At 35.4% G+C, this 17,892-nt stretch carries 18 protein-coding genes; 7 read left to right on the plus strand and 11 right to left on the minus strand.

All coding sequences use genetic code 11. The features are described from left to right. Positions 1 to 41 precede the first annotated feature (41 nt). A complete protein-coding gene (locus G9Q29_RS02230; RefSeq protein ID WP_166132875.1) occupies positions 42 to 821 on the minus strand; it encodes a patatin-like phospholipase family protein in 780 nt (259 codons plus the stop codon). Between the two features lie 103 nt (positions 822 to 924). On the opposite strand from G9Q29_RS02230, the gene G9Q29_RS02235 reads away from it, so the two are divergent. Next, positions 925 to 1,521, plus strand: a complete 597-nt coding sequence (locus tag G9Q29_RS02235; RefSeq protein ID WP_166132876.1) for a thioredoxin family protein — start codon at positions 925 to 927, stop codon at positions 1,519 to 1,521. Between the two features lie 463 nt (positions 1,522 to 1,984). Here G9Q29_RS02235 and truB read toward each other — a convergent pair whose 3' ends face one another. Genes truB through G9Q29_RS02255 form a run of 4 tightly spaced genes read right to left on the minus strand, consistent with a single transcriptional unit; the run spans position 1,985 to position 4,677 of the window. Further along, complete coding sequence (truB, locus tag G9Q29_RS02240; protein ID WP_166132877.1) at positions 1,985 to 2,680, minus strand: tRNA pseudouridine(55) synthase TruB; 696 nt, start codon at positions 2,678 to 2,680, stop codon at positions 1,985 to 1,987. Between the two features lie 9 nt (positions 2,681 to 2,689). Then, on the minus strand, positions 2,690 to 3,499 hold the full coding sequence (locus G9Q29_RS02245) for an undecaprenyl-diphosphate phosphatase (RefSeq protein WP_166132878.1): 810 nt from the start codon (positions 3,497 to 3,499) through the stop codon (positions 2,690 to 2,692). Further along, positions 3,500 to 3,742 carry a DUF3098 domain-containing protein gene (locus G9Q29_RS02250; RefSeq protein WP_166132879.1) on the minus strand — a complete coding sequence of 81 codons (243 nt, stop codon included), beginning with the start codon at positions 3,740 to 3,742 and terminating at the stop codon, positions 3,500 to 3,502. A gap of 59 nt (positions 3,743 to 3,801) precedes the next feature. Continuing rightward, on the minus strand, positions 3,802 to 4,677 hold the full coding sequence (locus tag G9Q29_RS02255; RefSeq protein ID WP_166132880.1) for a cell division protein FtsX: 876 nt from the start codon (positions 4,675 to 4,677) through the stop codon (positions 3,802 to 3,804). Positions 4,678 to 4,844: 167 nt separating this feature from the next. On the opposite strand from G9Q29_RS02255, the gene leuS reads away from it, so the two are divergent. Next, the gene (leuS, locus tag G9Q29_RS02260) at positions 4,845 to 7,727 is read left to right on the plus strand and encodes a leucine--tRNA ligase (RefSeq protein WP_166132881.1); all 2,883 of its coding nucleotides are present in this window, start codon (positions 4,845 to 4,847) and stop codon (positions 7,725 to 7,727) included. Positions 7,728 to 7,886: 159 nt separating this feature from the next. Further along, positions 7,887 to 8,582 carry a zinc metallopeptidase gene (locus G9Q29_RS02265; RefSeq protein WP_225872872.1) on the plus strand — a complete coding sequence of 232 codons (696 nt, stop codon included), beginning with the start codon at positions 7,887 to 7,889 and terminating at the stop codon, positions 8,580 to 8,582. Positions 8,583 to 8,795: 213 nt separating this feature from the next. Here G9Q29_RS02265 and G9Q29_RS02270 read toward each other — a convergent pair whose 3' ends face one another. The 3 genes from G9Q29_RS02270 to G9Q29_RS02280 all read right to left on the minus strand — a co-directional run bounded on the left by G9Q29_RS02270 (position 8,796) and on the right by G9Q29_RS02280 (position 10,965). Beyond that, positions 8,796 to 9,266 carry an Lrp/AsnC family transcriptional regulator gene (locus tag G9Q29_RS02270; protein WP_166132882.1) on the minus strand — a complete coding sequence of 157 codons (471 nt, stop codon included), beginning with the start codon at positions 9,264 to 9,266 and terminating at the stop codon, positions 8,796 to 8,798. Between the two features lie 265 nt (positions 9,267 to 9,531). Beyond that, positions 9,532 to 10,281 (minus strand): uroporphyrinogen-III synthase, encoded by a 750-nt coding sequence (locus tag G9Q29_RS02275; protein WP_166132883.1) that lies wholly within the window; start codon positions 10,279 to 10,281, stop codon positions 9,532 to 9,534. Between the two features lie 12 nt (positions 10,282 to 10,293). Continuing rightward, complete coding sequence (locus tag G9Q29_RS02280) at positions 10,294 to 10,965, minus strand: DUF4271 domain-containing protein (protein ID WP_166132884.1); 672 nt, start codon at positions 10,963 to 10,965, stop codon at positions 10,294 to 10,296. Positions 10,966 to 11,069: 104 nt separating this feature from the next. Here G9Q29_RS02280 and G9Q29_RS02285 point away from each other — a divergent pair, with 104 nt between their 5' ends. Genes G9Q29_RS02285 through G9Q29_RS02295 form a run of 3 tightly spaced genes read left to right on the plus strand, consistent with a single transcriptional unit; the run spans position 11,070 to position 13,584 of the window. Next, positions 11,070 to 11,795 carry a polyprenol monophosphomannose synthase gene (locus G9Q29_RS02285; RefSeq protein WP_166132885.1) on the plus strand — a complete coding sequence of 242 codons (726 nt, stop codon included), beginning with the start codon at positions 11,070 to 11,072 and terminating at the stop codon, positions 11,793 to 11,795. A 12-nt stretch (positions 11,796 to 11,807) separates the two neighbouring features. After that, complete coding sequence (locus tag G9Q29_RS02290; RefSeq protein WP_166132886.1) at positions 11,808 to 13,148, plus strand: dihydroorotase; 1,341 nt, start codon at positions 11,808 to 11,810, stop codon at positions 13,146 to 13,148. A gap of 10 nt (positions 13,149 to 13,158) precedes the next feature. Next, entirely contained in the window at positions 13,159 to 13,584 is a 426-nt protein-coding gene (locus tag G9Q29_RS02295) for a DUF4296 domain-containing protein (RefSeq protein WP_205729817.1), read from the plus strand. A gap of 1 nt (position 13,585) precedes the next feature. Here G9Q29_RS02295 and G9Q29_RS02300 read toward each other — a convergent pair whose 3' ends face one another. After that, positions 13,586 to 14,599 (minus strand): NAD-dependent epimerase/dehydratase family protein, encoded by a 1,014-nt coding sequence (locus G9Q29_RS02300; RefSeq protein ID WP_166132887.1) that lies wholly within the window; start codon positions 14,597 to 14,599, stop codon positions 13,586 to 13,588. A gap of 127 nt (positions 14,600 to 14,726) precedes the next feature. On the opposite strand from G9Q29_RS02300, the gene tyrS reads away from it, so the two are divergent. Further along, positions 14,727 to 16,019: a tyrosine--tRNA ligase gene (tyrS, locus tag G9Q29_RS02305; protein WP_166132888.1), complete on the plus strand. Its 1,293-nt coding sequence runs from the start codon at positions 14,727 to 14,729 to the stop codon at positions 16,017 to 16,019. Between the two features lie 78 nt (positions 16,020 to 16,097). On the opposite strand, the gene G9Q29_RS02310 is transcribed toward tyrS, so the two are convergent. Both G9Q29_RS02310 and G9Q29_RS02315 read right to left on the minus strand, forming a co-directional pair. Continuing rightward, complete coding sequence (locus tag G9Q29_RS02310; protein WP_166132889.1) at positions 16,098 to 16,775, minus strand: hypothetical protein; 678 nt, start codon at positions 16,773 to 16,775, stop codon at positions 16,098 to 16,100. A gap of 18 nt (positions 16,776 to 16,793) precedes the next feature. Beyond that, a complete protein-coding gene (locus G9Q29_RS02315) occupies positions 16,794 to 17,774 on the minus strand; it encodes a LuxE/PaaK family acyltransferase (protein ID WP_166132890.1) in 981 nt (326 codons plus the stop codon). Positions 17,775 to 17,892 lie beyond the last annotated feature (118 nt).

The raw sequence follows: 17,892 nt of genomic DNA on the forward strand, positions 1-17,892 counted from the left end.
TATAGAATTTTCTTTTTTTTTAAAATAATCTTGACTCTATTTTATAAAGCTAGTTTTTCATACGATTTTTTGGCCGCTTGATAGCCAATATGAAACACCTGATCCATCTTTAGTTTGCTGGTTTCAAAGGTGCTATAGATACAGAGTTCTTTAGGTTCAATGACCCAATCGCACATATTAAATTTATGAATATTGGAGTTGGCCGATAACAAATCAAAGGCTCGTGTCGTCACTGCTTTGATTGAGTTTAAGTCAGATGCTTCAATTTTCTGAATCGGGCTCACGTAAACTCCTATAATAGTGTCGCACTGTCCTAATAAAATATCAGTAGGAAAGTGGTTTAGGATTCCGCCATCACTGTAAATATTGCCATCGATGGCATAGGGTGAAATTATTCCCGGAAAAGCAGAGGAGGCCAAAACGGCATCAACTACTTTCGTATCGGGATGAAATATTTTTAACTTCCCGCGGACCATATCAGTAGCGGTTATTTGAAGCGGAATGTTTAAATCGGCCAAAGTAGCTTCTTTAAAAATGGCTTTAAAATAGATTTTAAACGATTCAGAATCGATTAAACCCGCTTTTTTAAAAGTTAAATGTTTCCAGTTGAAAAGATAAATCGATTTAAAAAAAGCTAAAATTTCATCGGGTGTTTTCCCACAAGCATACAATGCGCCTACTATTGATCCAGCGCTAGTACCCGCAATTATACTTGGTTTAATGCCTTTTTCCTCTAAAAACTTGATTGCGCCTGCGTGAGCCAAACCTTTGGAGCCACCACCCGAAAGTACTAATCCTATCGATTTTGTTTCTAAATCCATTGTATTTATTTGTGCTAAAATTACTTATTTTTTTTAAGTAGGATTGTTTCTAAGAAATTAAAATTCTATTTAGCCTAACTTTGTATTTCAAAAAATGCAACTCATGAAACAAGAAATTGAACAAGCCTTGGCTAAAAGTTATACATACGATGGCTACAAGCAGTTGGTTACTAATTTGCTATCGGATGGTAAATCAACCGGACATATACAGAGTGAAGATTTAACGCACTACAGTCAGCTCAATGAAACACGCATGAAGCGTTTAGATAAAACAATTGTGATTACTGAAGCAGTTGCCGCCCAATTGAAAAGTATAAAACAGAATTACTTATTTTTGGTTATTTCTGAAGGATGGTGTGGTGATGCAGCTCAAATACTACCAATTATCAATAAAATGGTGAATTTGGCGCCAACCATTGATTTCCAGATTGTTTTGCGTGATGACAATGAGCCGCTCATGAACTTATTTTTAACGAATAATGCCAAATCAATTCCGATTTTGATTTGTATCAATTCCGACACAAATGAAGTGGTAAATAGTTGGGGGCCAAGACCCAAACCTGCTTTAGAATTGGTTGAAAATTACAAAAAAGAGTTTGGGGTTATTGATGCAACGCTTAAAACCAACTTGCAAAAATGGTATCATGACGATAAAGGTCTTACTACTCAAAGTGAAATCTTACAAATTATTTTGAGATAAAGTTATTTATAATAAATAAACAAAAGAAAATTCTGAAAAAAATATTGAATCTATCGACGAATAAACTAAAAAGTTCGCTCAAATACATCATTTTATGTTTTATATTTCTTTTAAGAAAAATTGATTCTTTAGATTTAAAAATAATCGTAACTTGCTGACAGATAACCAAATCTATTTGATTAATTTACTTTTTTTATACATGTTTCGCATTGTTTAACAATTAAAAAACAGTACCATGAAAAATTTATTTGAAAGATTGTATGATTATTTGTCTCTGGTTTTATTCGGTGGAAAAAACATTCCTCATTACTAATTCCAGACAGAGTAAAAGTATGAAGTGAAAATTACTTTTTACCTTTAGAAAAAACACATCGCAAATTTCAGTTTGAATTTGTCATGTGTTTTTGTCTTTTATAACACAATCAAAACCTATAAAGCGTCTTGAAATCTGTTTTTAATGATTTTACTTTGCAGTTATACTTTCTTCAAAATCAAGAACATTAATTCCGTTTTTAACATCGTAATCTCCAATTTTTGTTCTTCGTAAAACGGTCAGGTGCGAACCGGATTGCATGGCTTTACCAAAATCATAGGCAAGAGAACGAATGTAAGTTCCTTTACTGCAAACTACTCGAAAATCTACTTCAGGTAATGCAATTCGGGTTATTTCAAACTCGTGAATTGTGGTTTTTCTACTTGCAATTTCAATATTTTCTCCTGCACGAGCATGCTCATACAAGCGAACACCATCTTTTTTTATTGCCGAAAAAATAGGAGGTATTTGATCAATTTCACCAAGAAATTGTTTCACAGTTTCATGAATCAAGCTTTCGTTTATGTGTTCTGTTGGGAAAGTTTGATCAATCTCTGTTTCTAAATCATAGGAAGGTGTTGTGGCTCCAATGAAAAAAGTTCCGGTATATTCTTTGGCTTGACCTTGAAGTTCAGCAATTCTTTTGGTAAACTTTCCGGTACAAACTATTAATAAACCACTAGCTAGTGGGTCTAAGGTTCCTGCGTGACCAATCTTGAATTTTTTGGGCAATCCAACTTTATTAATCAAAGCATATTTAAGCTTATTAACCGCCTGAAAAGAACTCCAATTTAATGGTTTGTCAATAAGTAAAATTTGTCCGTTTTGGTAATCTTCGACTGTCATCGCTGGAATTTATTTAAAGTATGAAAAGTAAATCAGTAAAAAGATCCCAACTATTATTCGGTACCAACCCCAAGGTTTGAAACCGTATTTTTTGATGATTTCGATAAAGAATTTTATTGCAATAATAGCAACTACAAAAGCAACAATGTTACCAATTATAAAAAGCTGAATGTTTTGATCTGATTTTAAAATGAGTTCATAACCCTTCATCTGTGAGCTTTCGTAGGTCTTTAAGAATACAGAGTAGCAGGTAACAGCCATCATGGTTGGAACTGCTAGAAAAAATGAAAATTCGGCTGCAGCATGGCGGGATAAACCCTGTTGCATTCCTCCGATAATTGATGCCGCAGATCGACTAGTACCAGGCATCATGGCCAAACATTGCCAGAATCCAATGGTTACGGCTTTTTTTATAGAAATATCCTCTTCTTTTAAAACGGTAGGATTTTTGAAATAGTTGTCAATAAAAAGTAGAACAACACCGCCCAAAATAAGAACTATGGCAATAGGGATAGGATTTCCTAGAACAGCTTCTATTTTGTCATCAAATAATTTACCTAATACAAGTGCAGGTATAACAGCGCAAACTAGTTTGACATAAAAATTAAATTTAGAAAAATCAAAGAATTTTTTCCAGTACAAAGCTACAACGGCCAAGATGGCGCCAAATTGAATCGAGACCTGAAAAAGTTTCACAAAGTCATCTTCTTGTATCCCGAAATAAGAACTCAAAAAAACCATGTGAGCCGTTGAAGAAACCGGTAGATATTCTGTCAATCCTTCGATAATAGCAATCAAAAACGCTTGTAATGTATTCATTTATGCGTTTTTGGGATTCTTAAGAATGGCATAAATAGTAATTCCAAAACCGATTAAAACAGTTGTTGGTGCCAATCTAATTCTTCTAAAACTGAAGATTTCTTCACTAAAAACATTAGGATCCTTGCTTCCTCCGCCCGACATTAAAATGAAGCCAAGAGCTATTACTCCAAGTCCAATTAGAAGAAATTTGTAGTTAACTTTCTCAAACAAAAACTCGTTTTTTTTATCTTTATCTTCCATTTGTACCTGTTAATTTTTACTTAATGATATAACTTTAAACCGTGAATCAATATTAATTGCTAATAAAGATCGTCTGTGCGTAAATTCAAGAATCTTTGTGTTGCAAAGTAAGTACTTAGCCAAGTGATCACAATTCCTATTCCTAATACACCTATTAACACTAAAACAATTGATCCTTTGTCATTAAAGATTCCAAGAAGCGGAAAGTTAGTATCAATATAAAATAAAACGCCAAGTAAAGCTATAACCGCTAAACCTGCGCCAAGCATTCCTAGTTTGATGCTGCGCATAACAAATGGTTTACGAATAAAAGATTTTGTTGCTCCTACCATTTGCATGGTTTTAATGATGAATCGATTTGAATAGATTGATAATCTTAGGGAACTGTTGATTAACAAAACAGCAATTACAGCCAAGAAACTACTCACAATTAAAATCCACATACTCACTTTATTGATATTGTCGTTAACCAAATTAACCAATTGCTTATCATAAACAATATCAGATATCATTGTGTTTTTACGCAATTGTGATTCGATTTTTGTAATACTATCATTGACTACATAATCGCCTTTAAAGTGAATATCGTACGAGTTTTGCAATGGGTTTTCGCCAAGAAAAGTCATAAAATCTTCGCCAATAATATCGGTGTGTTCTTTTGCGGCAGCCTCTTTAGTCACATATTTGTGTGAGCGCACAAAAGGACTTGTTTTTAACTGTTGGTCAAAACTTTTTACAATACTATCATTAGCCTCGTTTTTAAAAAACACAGTCATTGCGATGTTTTCTTTAAAATCGTTGGCAAGTTTTTTAGAATTAATGATAAATAGCCCTAGAATTCCCAGTAAAAATAACACTAAGAATACACTTAACACTACTGAAAAATAAGAGGAAATTAAACGGCGTTTTTGGAAATTATCAAAGGAAGAACTCATAGTATGTTGAAATTATGGGGTAAAAATAATAAACAATTTCTTTATTTAAAGTTAATAACGTTCAAAGTTTCAACTTTCGTACAATAAACGTAAATTTGGCATCTAAAAACAGTGATCTCAATAAATCTAAGAATCTTAGAACCTTAGTTACTCAGAACCTAATAGAAATGAAATACAATCCCAACGAAATTGAAGCCAAATGGCAAAAATATTGGTTAGAAAACCAAACTTTTAAAGCCGAAAACCACTCTGCTAAACCAAAATATTACGTTTTAGACATGTTTCCTTATCCTTCTGGAGCGGGCTTGCACGTAGGGCATCCGCTGGGATACATTGCCTCTGATGTATACTCGCGTTACAAGAGACATCAAGGTTTTAATGTGCTTCATCCAATGGGTTACGACAGTTTTGGGTTGCCTGCAGAGCAGTACGCCATTCAAACGGGTCAACGTCCTGAGGACACAACTCGTGTGAATATTGACGGAGGTGTAGACAAAGAAGGAAACCAAATTGCGGGTTACAGAAAGCAATTGGATAAAATAGGATTCTCTTTTGATTGGAGTCGTGAAGTGCGTACTTCAAATCCAGATTATTACAAGCATACACAATGGGTTTTTATCCAATTGTTCAATTCGTGGTACAATAAAAACAGCGACAAAGCAGAAGATATTGCAACCCTAATTGCCTTGTTTGAAAAAGAAGGTAATGTAAGTGTAAATGCAGTTTGCGATGAAAATATCGATCCTTTTTCAGCCGAAGAATGGAACGCTTTCGCAAAAGATACTCAGGAGAAAATCCTTTTGCAATACAGATTGACGTATTTGGCGGAGACGGAAGTTAACTGGTGTCCGGGATTAGGAACGGTTTTGGCCAATGATGAAATTGTAAATGGCGTTTCGGAACGTGGCGGATTTACAGTAGTTCGTAAAAAAATGACGCAATGGAGCATGCGCATTTCAGCCTATGCGGAACGCTTATTGCAAGGTTTGAATGATATCGACTGGAGCGAAAGCATTAAAGAAAGTCAAAGAAACTGGATTGGGAAATCAGTCGGTGCGATGGTTTCTTTTAAAGTCGAAAGTCAAAAGTTGAAGGTCGAAAGTGAGCAACAATATATCGATGTTTTCACAACAAGACCCGATACTATTTTTGGAGTTACGTTTATGACCTTGGCTCCAGAGCATCCTTTGGTTCAAGAAATCACTACTGCGGAACAAAAAGCAGAAGTAGAGGCTTATATCGAAAAAACGTCAAAACGTTCTGAGCGTGAGAGAATGGCTGATGTGAAAACCATTTCGGGAGTATTCACAGGAGCTTTTGCAGAACATCCGTTTACGAAAGAACCAATTCCGGTTTGGATTGGCGATTATGTTTTGGCGGGATACGGAACAGGTGCGGTCATGGCGGTTCCTTGTGGGGATGAGAGAGATTATGCTTTTGCGAATTTCTTTAAAGGTCAAAACGGAATGCCAGCCATTAAAAACATCTTTGATCAAGATATTTCGGAAGCGGCTTTTGGAGCCAAAGAAGGTTTTCAATTAGTTGATTCAGATTTTTTAAATGGATTAGATTATAAAAAAGGAACTCAAAAAGTAATTGAGGAACTAGAAAAAATAAATCAAGGAAAAGGGAAAATTAATTACCGTTTGCGTGATGCAGTTTTCTCTCGCCAGCGTTATTGGGGTGAGCCTTTCCCGGTGTATTATGTAAATGGCTTGCCGCAAATGATTGATGCGCAACATTTACCAATCATTTTACCCGAAGTAGAGAAATATTTACCCACCGAAGACGGTTTGCCACCTTTAGGGAACGCTGCAGTTTGGGCTTGGGATAGGGTGAATAACAAAGTGGTCGAAACGAGTTTGGTAGACAATACAACTATTTTTCCTCTCGAATTGAATACCATGCCAGGTTGGGCGGGAAGTTCGTACTACTGGATGCGTTATATGGATGCGCACAATGAAACCGAATTTGCAAGCCAAGAAGCGCTTAACTATTGGCAAAATGTTGATTTGTATATAGGAGGAAACGAACACGCGACCGGTCACTTGTTGTACTCTCGTTTTTGGAATAAATTCCTAAAAGACAAAGGCTTTGCACCTACCGAAGAACCATTCAAAAAATTGATCAATCAAGGAATGATTTTGGGAACGAGTGCGTTTGTTTATAGATTAGAAGGAACAAATACTTTTATTTCAAAAAACAACATTGCTGGACAATCAGTTCAACCAATTCACGCTGATGTTTCAATGGTGAATTCTTCCGATGAGCTAGATGTTCAAAAGTTTAAGGCTTGGAGAGAAGATTATGCTGATGCGGAATTTATTTTAGACGAAAACGGAAAATATATCGTTGGTCGTGAGGTTGAAAAAATGTCGAAATCCAAATACAATGTGGTTACTCCAGATGCTATTTGTGAAGAATACGGAGCCGATACCTTGCGTTTGTATGAAATGTTCTTAGGACCATTAGAACAAGCGAAACCTTGGAATACAGCAGGAATTTCGGGAGTTTTTGGTTTCTTGAAAAAATTATGGCGTTTGTATTTCGATGATAATGGTTTGATTGTGACCAATGACATACCAACGAAAGGCAACTTAAAATCATTGCACAAAACCATCAAAAAAGTAGCTGAGGATATTGAAGGATTCTCTTTCAACACGTCGGTATCGCAATTTATGATTTGTGTAAACGAATTGTCCGCTCAAAACTGTCATTCTCGTGCCATCTTAGAACCATTGGCAATTGTGATTTCGCCTTATGCGCCGCACATCGCTGAGGAATTATGGTCGTTACTCGGTCATGAAGGCTCGATAGCAGCAGTTCCTTTTCCAGCTTTTGATCCAAAACATTTGGTAGAAAGTGAGAAAGAATATCCAGTTTCTTTCAACGGAAAAATGCGTTTTACCCTAGTTTTACCTTTGGATTTAACCGCAGCACAAATCGAAGAAATCGTTATGAAAGATGAAAGAACCATTAAGCAACTAGACGGTAAAACACCAAACAAGGTGATTATTGTTCCGGGTAAAATTATCAACTTGGTAGGATAGTTTATCAATTTAAATATTTAAAAATCCAAATTTCAACTCTTGTTGGGATTTGGATTTTTTTTTAGGATTTTTTAACTAATGCCAATTTGACATTTTTACAAATTGGTGCAAATTTTGTTATTTCTTTAGTAACTTTAAAAAAAATAAAAAAAATAAGATATGTTAGGATTTAGTTTACCATCAATGATATTAATGGGCGGTATTATGCTAGCAAGTTGGTTAGTTAGCTCAAGATTAAAAAGCAAATTTGAACACTATTCAAAGTTGCATTTGCAAAACGGAATGTCAGGCGCCGAAATTGCCGAGAAAATGCTAGCCGATAATGGAATTCGTGACGTAAGGGTGATTTCAACTCCAGGTCGTTTAACGGATCACTATAACCCTGCTGATAAAACAGTTAATTTAAGTGAAGCAGTATACAACCAGCGCAATGCTGCAGCTGCGGCCGTAGCGGCTCACGAATGCGGACACGCGGTACAACACGCTGTAGGTTATGAATGGCTTACGATGCGCTCAAAGTTGGTGCCTGTTGTAAATGTGGCATCGACTTACATGCAATGGATTTTGTTAGCGGGTATTTTAATGCTAAAAACGTTTCCAGGACTTTTGCTAGTGGGAATTGTGATTTTTGCTGCTACAACCTTGTTTTCTATTGTTACTTTGCCAGTAGAGTATGATGCAAGTAACCGTGCTTTGGCTTGGTTAGAAAACAAAAGAATGCTCACGCCGCAGGAACAAGCGGGTGCGAAAGATTCTTTAAAATGGGCAGCCAGAACCTATGTGGTAGCTGCATTAGGATCAATAGCAACCTTGCTTTATTATATCTCAATTTATATGGGAGGAAGAAGAGACTAATTCTCCAATTTGCAGATAACTATTTATCAAATCCAAATTCCAATCTTATGGAGTTTGGATTTTTTTATAGCTCACACTTCCCTTCTTACACTTCCCTTCTCACAACTCACAATTCACAACTCACAATTCATAACTCACACTTCACTTCTCACATTTCACTTCTCACAATTCACTTCTCACAATTCACTTCTCACAATTCACGTTTTACTTTCCTCAAAGTTGAATTTGTCGGTCAATTTGTTGGTCAAGCGAGATGAAGGTTTCTGTTCGTGAAACACCTTCAATAACTTGAATTTTGGTATTGAGTAGCTGCATCAAATGTTCGTTATCGCGACAGATAATTTTAATTAAAATAGACCAATTTCCGGTGGTGTAATGACATTCTAAAACCTCTGGAATTTTTCTTAAATCGCGCACTGCCTCTGCGTTTCGGGCAGCCTTGTCAAGATAAACGCCTACAAAAGCCATGGTGTTGTACCCAAGTACTTTATTGTTTACCGTAAATTTTGATCCCGATATTACACCTGATTGCTCCAACTTACGCAAACGTTGGTGTATCGCAGCGCCCGAAATCCCTATTTTATTGGCAATTTGAAGAATGGGTTTTCGAGCATCCTCCATAAGGTCACGAAGAATTTCTTTATCGATACCGTCAATTTCAACCATCAGCGAATTAATTTTCATAGTATGAATTTTAAACTAAAATGAGAAATTTAGTTTTAATTAAAAATCAAATTTAAGTAATTAACGCTTAAAAGAAGTGTTAGTTCTTGTTTTTGTCATATCGAGCGCAGTCGAGATGTTTATTTGATTCTCGACTGCGCTCAAACGGACAGTAGATTTAGAAGCTAATATTCAATGATAGATGGTGTACTTTATTTTAATTTATAAAGCAAGTACAAAAAAAGCCATTCTAATGAGGAATGGCTTTTTGGTATGTAATGTAATATTATTTTCCTTTATTCGCTTCGGCGATATATTTTTCTAATGCCATTGTCATGGATGGTGTGGCAGGCGTAGGAGCTAAAATATCAACTCTTAAACCATGATCTAATGCTTCTTTTTGTGTGGTACTACCAAATACAGCAATTCTTGTATTGTTTTGTTCGAAATCAGGGAAGTTTTTGAACAATGATTTGATTCCAGTTGGACTAAAAAAAGCTAAAACATCGTAATATACATCTGCTAAATCAGATAGATCACTCATAACTGTTCTGTAAAAAACGGCAGGAGTCCAATCTACTTTTAAGGCGTTTAATGTAATTGGTGCGTCGGCATTCAATTGGTCTGATGCAGGAAGCAAGAATTTTTCGTCTTTGTACTTTTTGATTAGTGGGGATAAATCAGCAAAGTCTTTTGGTCCTACATAAATTTTACGTTTTCTGTACACAACGTACTTTTGAAGGTAAAAGGCAATCGCTTCTGATTGGCAGAAATATTTTAATCCTTCTGGTACTTTGTATCTCATTTCTTCGGCTACTCTAAAAAAATGATCGACGGCATTTTTACTCGTTAAAATAATAGCGGTGTAATGATTAAGGTCGATTTTTTGTAATCGAATCTCTTTGGCGCTAACTCCTTCTACGTGAATAAAAGGTCTGAAATCAATTTTTACTTTGTGTTTTTGCTGAAGTTCAAAGTAAGGGGAATTTTCCACTTTAGGCTCGGGTTGTGACACCAAAATTGTTTTCACTTTCATATATAACGGTTTCTAAGCACTCCCTTTTGTAAACCAATAATACATAAAATAATAGGGGGCTATTTCAAGAGCGCAAAGATATAAAATAAAATAAAACAACTTACCGAATATTATGTTATGATAATTTTTTATTGAAATCAAATACGTTAGTATGTTGGCTATCATTATTATAGCTATGGTTGTTAGTATAAAATTTCTTGAAATACTATCGTAATAGAACAAAATGATATTGATAGGGAGCACTAATAAACCAATATAAGTTCTGTAAGTAACTTTTTGTAAATTAAATTGCTCTGAGAATTCCTCAATATTAAAAGCCGTAGCAATTATTTTTTCGATCAAATACTTGGCTAAAATAAAAAACAGTAGAAAGGTGATGATACGAATAAATAATAGCCAATCGGTTTTTGAAGCGTATCCAAATGAGTATAGTGCAATTTGAATAAAAAATGCGAGAGAAATAACTTGTACAGTAAATAAGGCGATAGTAAAACTGCTTTTTAGATGACTGCTATCGCGGTATACTTTGATGTATTTATTTGAAAATAATAAATTAGCAAATTCTCCAAATCTATTTTCAAAGACAGATTTAGTTAAGGCAATTATGGCAAATGCCAGCAAAAACAGTGCGGTTGCCCAGTCCTTGTTTTCAATTATTCGCGGATGCAGTACGTTTTCAATCATAACGATACAAAACTACTAATTTTTATATCATTCTTTTTATTATAATTTTATTAAGGTTGAAATGGCATAAAAAGGTTACTTTTGCCGTGAAATTAGTCCAAAATATGAATGATTGTATTGTTATAATTCCAACCTATAACGAAATTGAAAATATCGAAAGTATCATTCGTGCTGTACTTTCACAAAACAAACTTTTTCACGTACTGATCATAGATGATAATTCACCAGATCATACTGCTGATAAAGTTATAGTGCTTCAAGAGGAGTTTAAAGGTCGTTTGTTTTTAGAACAAAGACAAAAAAAATCTGGTTTAGGTACTGCCTACGTACATGGTTTTCAATGGGCGTTGCGTCATCAATATGAATTTATTTTTGAAATGGATGCTGATTTCTCCCACAACCCTCAAGATTTAGAGAAATTATACAATGCCTGTCATCTTGGTGATGCTGATTTGGCCATTGGTTCCCGCTACGTTACGGGTGTAAATGTGGTCAATTGGCCCTTAAGTAGGGTGCTATTGTCTTATTTCGCCTCTGTTTACGTTCGCCTAATAACCGGAATGAAAATTCATGATGCTACCGCAGGATTTGTTTGTTATAAACGCAAAGTTTTAGAAGATATTAATCTTAACAAAATTCGTTTCGTGGGTTATGCTTTTCAAATTGAAATGAAATACAGAACATTTTGCAAAAATTTTCAAATTGTAGAAGTTCCTATTATTTTTACAGATAGAACAAAAGGGCAGTCAAAAATGAGCAATTCGATTATTGTTGAGGCTGTTTTTGGTGTGATTGCACTTCGACTAAAAAAATTAATTAACACATTATAAAGCAGTAAGTAGATGAATCGGGTTTTAATTAAAAATGCTAAAATAGTCAACGAAGGAGTTATTTTTGAAGGCGATGTACTAATCGAAAATGACATTATTGTAGAAATTGCTGACAGCATTAGCGCTAAATTTGCTGATTGCAAAATCATTGATGCCGAAGGTAATTATTTAATGCCAGGCGCTATTGACGATCAAGTACATTTTAGAGAACCTGGTTTAACGCACAAAGGCGATATCGAATCAGAGTCGCGCGCTGCTGTAGCGGGTGGAATAACGACTTATATTGAGCAACCCAATACGGTACCAAATGCGGTGACGCAAGAAATTTTGGAGCAGAAATACCAATTGGCAGCACAAAAATCCTATGCGAATTACTCCTTCATGATGGGTGCTACCAATGATAATTTGGAGGAAGTTTTAAAAACAGATCCAAAGAATGTTGCGGGTATTAAAATATTCTTAGGCTCGTCAACAGGAAACATGTTGGTTGATAATGAGGCAACACTCGAAAAAATATTTTCAAGCACTTCATTATTAATTGCTGTGCATTGTGAAGATGAAACTACCATACGTAACAACTTAGCTACTTACAAAGAGGAATTTGGCGATGCAATACCGGTAACGGCACATCATTTAATTCGAAGCGAAGAAGCTTGCTACATTTCAAGTTCAAAAGCTGTGGCTTTGGCCAAAAAAACAGGCGCTCGTTTGCATATTTTTCATCTTTCGACAGCCAAAGAAATGGAGTTGTTTACCAATAAGATTCCATTAGAAGAAAAGAAAATAACCGCCGAAGTTTGTGTACATCATTTATGGTTTACGAATGATGATTATGCTACAAAAGGAAACTTGATCAAGTGGAATCCTGCAGTAAAGACAGCTAAAGACAGAGATGCACTTTGGGCGGCTTTGCTAGATGATCGTATTGATGTTATTGCAACGGACCATGCGCCACATACGTTAGAGGAAAAGAAGAAAAATTATCTTGAGGCGCCTTCAGGCGGACCGTTAGTACAACATGCTGTGGTAGCTCTTTTTGAGGCTTTTCACCAAGGAAAAATTAGCGTTGAGAAAATTGTAGAAAAAATGTGTCACAATCCGGCTAAAATTTTCAAGATTGAAAAACGTGGATTTATCAAAGTTGGGTATTTCGCTGATTTGGTAATTGTCAATCCAGGCTTGCCTTGGAGTGTAAAAAAAGAAAATATTTTGGCTAAATGTGGTTGGTCTCCCTTTGAAGGATTTACTTTTAAATCCCGAATTACGCATACATTTGTAAACGGACAATTAGTTTACAACGCATTCAAAGTAAAAGATATCAAAGCTGGAAAACGTTTGTCATTTGAACGATAAAATTTAGAATATGAAGCAAATCATCACAATAGTAGTACTTTGTTTTCTTTTTACAAGTTGTAAAAACGAAGTGCTTCAAGAACCTAAAAAACCGATTAACAAAGAGGTTATGGCAGATATTATGTATGATTTGGCCATTCTTGAGGCTATAAAGTTCCAAAATCCGGTCTCATTGGATACCTTAAAAATAAATTCAAGAGATTTTATCTTTAAAAAATACAAGGTAGATAGTTTGCAATTCGTTGAAAACAATGCCTATTATGCTGCCAATTATGAAGAGTATAAACTAATGTTTGATCAAGTTACAACTCGCTTAGAACAAAAATTAAAAGCGACTGATGTGCTTATTGCCAACAAACAGAAAAAAATTAGAGCAGAAAAATTAAAAAAACTGCGGGCTAAGAAAAAAGTAGATAGCACCGCTGTAAAACCATAAATTACAGTTGGCTAATTTGTTTTATATACGCCTTGACGTCGCTAAATTCGATAGTTAAGGCGTTTTTTATTTTTTGATTCGAATACAAATTACTGTTGTAGGATGCCATTGCAGATGCTCTTGAAATGCGTCTTTTTTGCCCAAAAATAGTTGCCGAAACCCAATCGAGCCTCCAAATAATTTTCATAATAAAAGGTGTAGCATGCCAGCGTGGTTTGCTAGCGTTTAGACTTTCGGCCATGGTATCAAGTACTTCTTTGAAAGTGATGTTACTTCCTATTAAAGTAAAACGCTCGTTTGTGATATCGCTTTCCGTAAGTTTTTGTGCAATCTGTACCACATCAGTTACAGCAATAAAACCGCTGCTGCCAAGGGTATAAAAAGGCAATCCTCTTTTCACTTTGGTAAGCAATTGACCACTACCATTTTCCCAATCTTTAAAAGGAAGTACTGGGCCAAGAATCACTCCAGGATTTATAATGATTACGGATAATCCCTCTTGTTGTCCTCTCCAAACTTCCATTTCGGCGCCGTATTTAGATATAGCGTAGTCGCTGTGGTAGTTTTCTGGATTCCATTCGGTAGTTTCAGTGATGAAAGTTTCGTGCGGAAGCGGGTCTCCAAGTGTAGCAATCGAACTCACATAACATAATTTTTGTACGCCATAGGCAATACTAAAATTCACAATGTTTGCTGTACCTTCAATATTAATTTTGCGTAGTTGCGCTTCTTCTTTTGGGTCAAATGATATTAACGCAGCACAATGGTAAACGGTTGTAACACCTGGGAAAGCAAGTTCTAGTGATGGAACATCTGTAATGTCAGCTTGAATCCATTCAATTTGTGAAAATAAAGCTGCCTTATTGTAAAGATCGAAAAGTGCTTTGGTTTTTTGTATTGCAACTTCGTTTCGGTAAATAGCGCGTACTTTTTCAATGCCAGCACTTTTAGATTCAATTAATTGAAGCAATAAATGCGCGCCTACTAAACCGGTTCCTCCTGTTACTAATATCATGTTACGAAAATACAAATAATTTTTCTCGAATAACCTATTAAACAAATAACGGAATCCGCAATAAATTTTATCTTTGTGCGCATAGCGCCTTTAGGGCGAAAGAGACCAAAGTAAATAGCATAAAAAGATGAAGAATTTTATTGAAGAAGTAACTTGGAGAGGAATGCTCCACGATGTTATGCCCGGCACAGAAGAACATTTGATGGAACAAATGCGTGTGGCATATGTGGGAATTGACCCAACTGCCGATTCATTGCATATAGGACATTTAGTTGGCGTAATGTTGTTGAAACATTTTCAACTTGCAGGACACAAACCCTTAGCGCTTGTGGGTGGAGCAACAGGTATGATTGGTGATCCATCGGGTAAATCTAATGAACGTAATTTATTAGATGAGGCTACCTTGCGCCACAATCAAGAAGCCATTAAAGGTCAATTGGCTCGTTTTTTAGACTTTACTTCAGATGCGGATAATGCAGCTGAATTAGTAAATAATTACGATTGGATGAAGAATTTTTCATTTCTAGATTTCATTCGTGATGTAGGGAAGCATATCACCGTAAATTATATGATGGCAAAAGATTCTGTAAAGAAACGTTTGTCATCCGAAGCAGCCGAGGGGATGTCGTTCACGGAGTTTACCTACCAATTGGTTCAAGGGTATGACTTTTTGCATTTGTACCGAGACAAAAAATGTACGTTACAAATGGGCGGAAGTGACCAATGGGGAAATATTACTACCGGAACCGAATTAGTGCGCAGAATTGCCAGCGGTAAGGCGTATGCTCTGACTTGTCCGTTGATTACCAAAGCAGACGGAACTAAGTTTGGAAAATCTGAAGGAGGTAATATTTGGTTGGATTCGGCTAGAACGTCTCCATATAAATTTTACCAATATTGGTTGAATACCTCAGATGTAGATGCTGAGAAATACATCAAAATTTTTACTTTTTTATCGAAAGAAGAAATTGAAGATTTAACTGTAAAACACAGAGAGGCACCGCATTTGCGCTTGTTGCAAAAACGCTTAGCCGAAGAAATTACTATACTTGTTCATTCTACAGCCGACTTAGAAAATGCGATTAAAGCTTCTTCTATTTTATTCGGAAATTCATCTGCTGATGATTTAAAGCAATTGGATGTAGCTACTTTTTTAGATGTTTTTGATGGCGTTCCGCAAGCAGAAATTGCTAGAAATGAAATTGAGGCTGGAATCAATATTGTTGACGTTTTAAACGAAAAAACTGGTTTCATGAAATCTAATGGCGAAGCGCGTCGTGCATTAACAGCAAATTCTATTTCAGTAAACAAAGAAAAAGTTACGGAAGAATTTGTAGTTTCAACCAAAGATTTAATTAACAATCAATTTGTGTTATTACAAAGCGGTAAGAAAAACTATTTTGTGGTAAGAGTGCTATAAATAATATGGCGTTTTAACTTCGCTTCATAATAATTTAAAGATCCCAATGACTCCAACGAGTTATTGGGATTTTTTATTTCAATCCTTAAAATTGATTGGGAATTTATTAGAAGTAATCCAGCCAGAAATAAGGTTGGGAGTTTTAAGTATGTTTTTTAAATCTTCAGCGGGCAAGTTGCTAACTAATTCGTGTTTGTTGAAATACAAAAACAAGTCTATAAAGTGAGTATCGTTATTGTTTAAATAATATTCGTTGTCTTCAAATTTATGGTAGCGGTTTTTGTCCCAACTCAAATTGGCTGTAAATTTTTTAGTTTCATTTCCTTGAAATTGTAAAACGCTTTCTAATATTTCCTTGCGGATTTTTTGTTCTATTCCCTCAGTTTGTTTTGCTAAAAAATCGGCTAAATTTTTACGGTTTTCTTCCAAAGCTTGCATTAACTGTTTTAGCGCAGCATCGTTTTTTTTAGAATTGAAAATAGTATTGGTTTCTACTACGTTTTCCTCTTGATACAATCTGTACGAAGGAATCCAAGAAGAGTGGTTGTACATATTCGGTTTTATAGAACGCGTGTTTAAAATTAAAGAAATAACGTCTTTTGTTTTGTTTGTAACACTATAATGAACGGTAAATAATCGCTCATTTTGGGAAGGATTTATATGTGTAATCGAGTCAATTTGAACTGCTACTTCAGTGGTTTGCGCGCTACAATTCCATCCAAAAAACAATAAAAGAATCAAAGAAAGAATTCGCATTTTTACTTTTTAAAAAGGTTAAAGCACCATCAAATTGCACCCACGAATATCCGAATTGTCAAAGCGCCCCAAAACCTCGAAAGAGTTGTTGTAATTTTTTTTACCCAAATCTTGGGTAGCAATAAAGGAACACGAATTGATGTTGGCCAAATCGATCACATTGATTCCGCCTGTTTTTCCGTTGTCAATGTAAGTCAAGGCATCTTCTGTATCACGAATTAAAATTTGCATCCATGCAGGGCATTCAAAAACGCCATCTCCCAGTGAATAAGCTTGCGAAAGGAGTTCTGTCATGCCGTATTCTGAGTGTATGGCTGATACGCCAAAACCTTGGCATAATTGCTCGTGTAGCTCCTCGCGAATCATTTCTTTGCGACGCCCTTTCATACCGCCGGTTTCCATGATAATGGTATGTTGTAATTGAAACGGAAGTTTTTCAATCAAGTCTAATAATGCAAACGTAACACCAAACAAAATGACATTTTGCCCTTGATTGTCTAGTTCTACAAGTTTAGTGATTAAGGCGTCGTGATCGTTCAAATAAAAGCCGCTATCCGCTTGGTTTGAAAGTTCAATTAAATCTTTAACCATATAAATTAGTGACGAACCTTCGCGTTCTAAATAGGATGGGAGCAAGGCTAAAACTACATAATCTTCGATATTGCCATAAAATTCAGCAAAACCTCTACGATAGCTTTCTTCATAAAGACTGACATCAGTTACCAAATGTTTGCTAGTAATCATGCCTGTTGTGCCGCTACTAGTGAACGTTTCTTGAATGGGATTCGAATTGGAAATTACAGCATGACTTTTAAAAAATTGTATGGGTAAAAAAGGAATTTGCTGTAGCGACTTTACCTTGTGTGGATCGGTTTTTAGAAATTGGCAAAATTCATTATACACCAGATTGTTTTCGTATTGAAAACGAAATACTTTTAAAGCTATTTTTTCAAATTGTTTTTGGCTTGAAATCGTAAATATATCTGTTGCTGTGATCACCAATTTTTTTTACAAAAGTAATAAAAATTGTCAGTACTAGGTATGCAATTAAAGCGGAGTAGAAGAGGAAACTTTTTTATAAAAAACAAGCTCCAATTGGTATTGGAGCTTGTGGTAT

The sequence above is a fragment of the Flavobacterium turcicum genome, from assembly GCF_011365745.1.
Classification (GTDB): domain Bacteria; phylum Bacteroidota; class Bacteroidia; order Flavobacteriales; family Flavobacteriaceae; genus Flavobacterium; species Flavobacterium turcicum.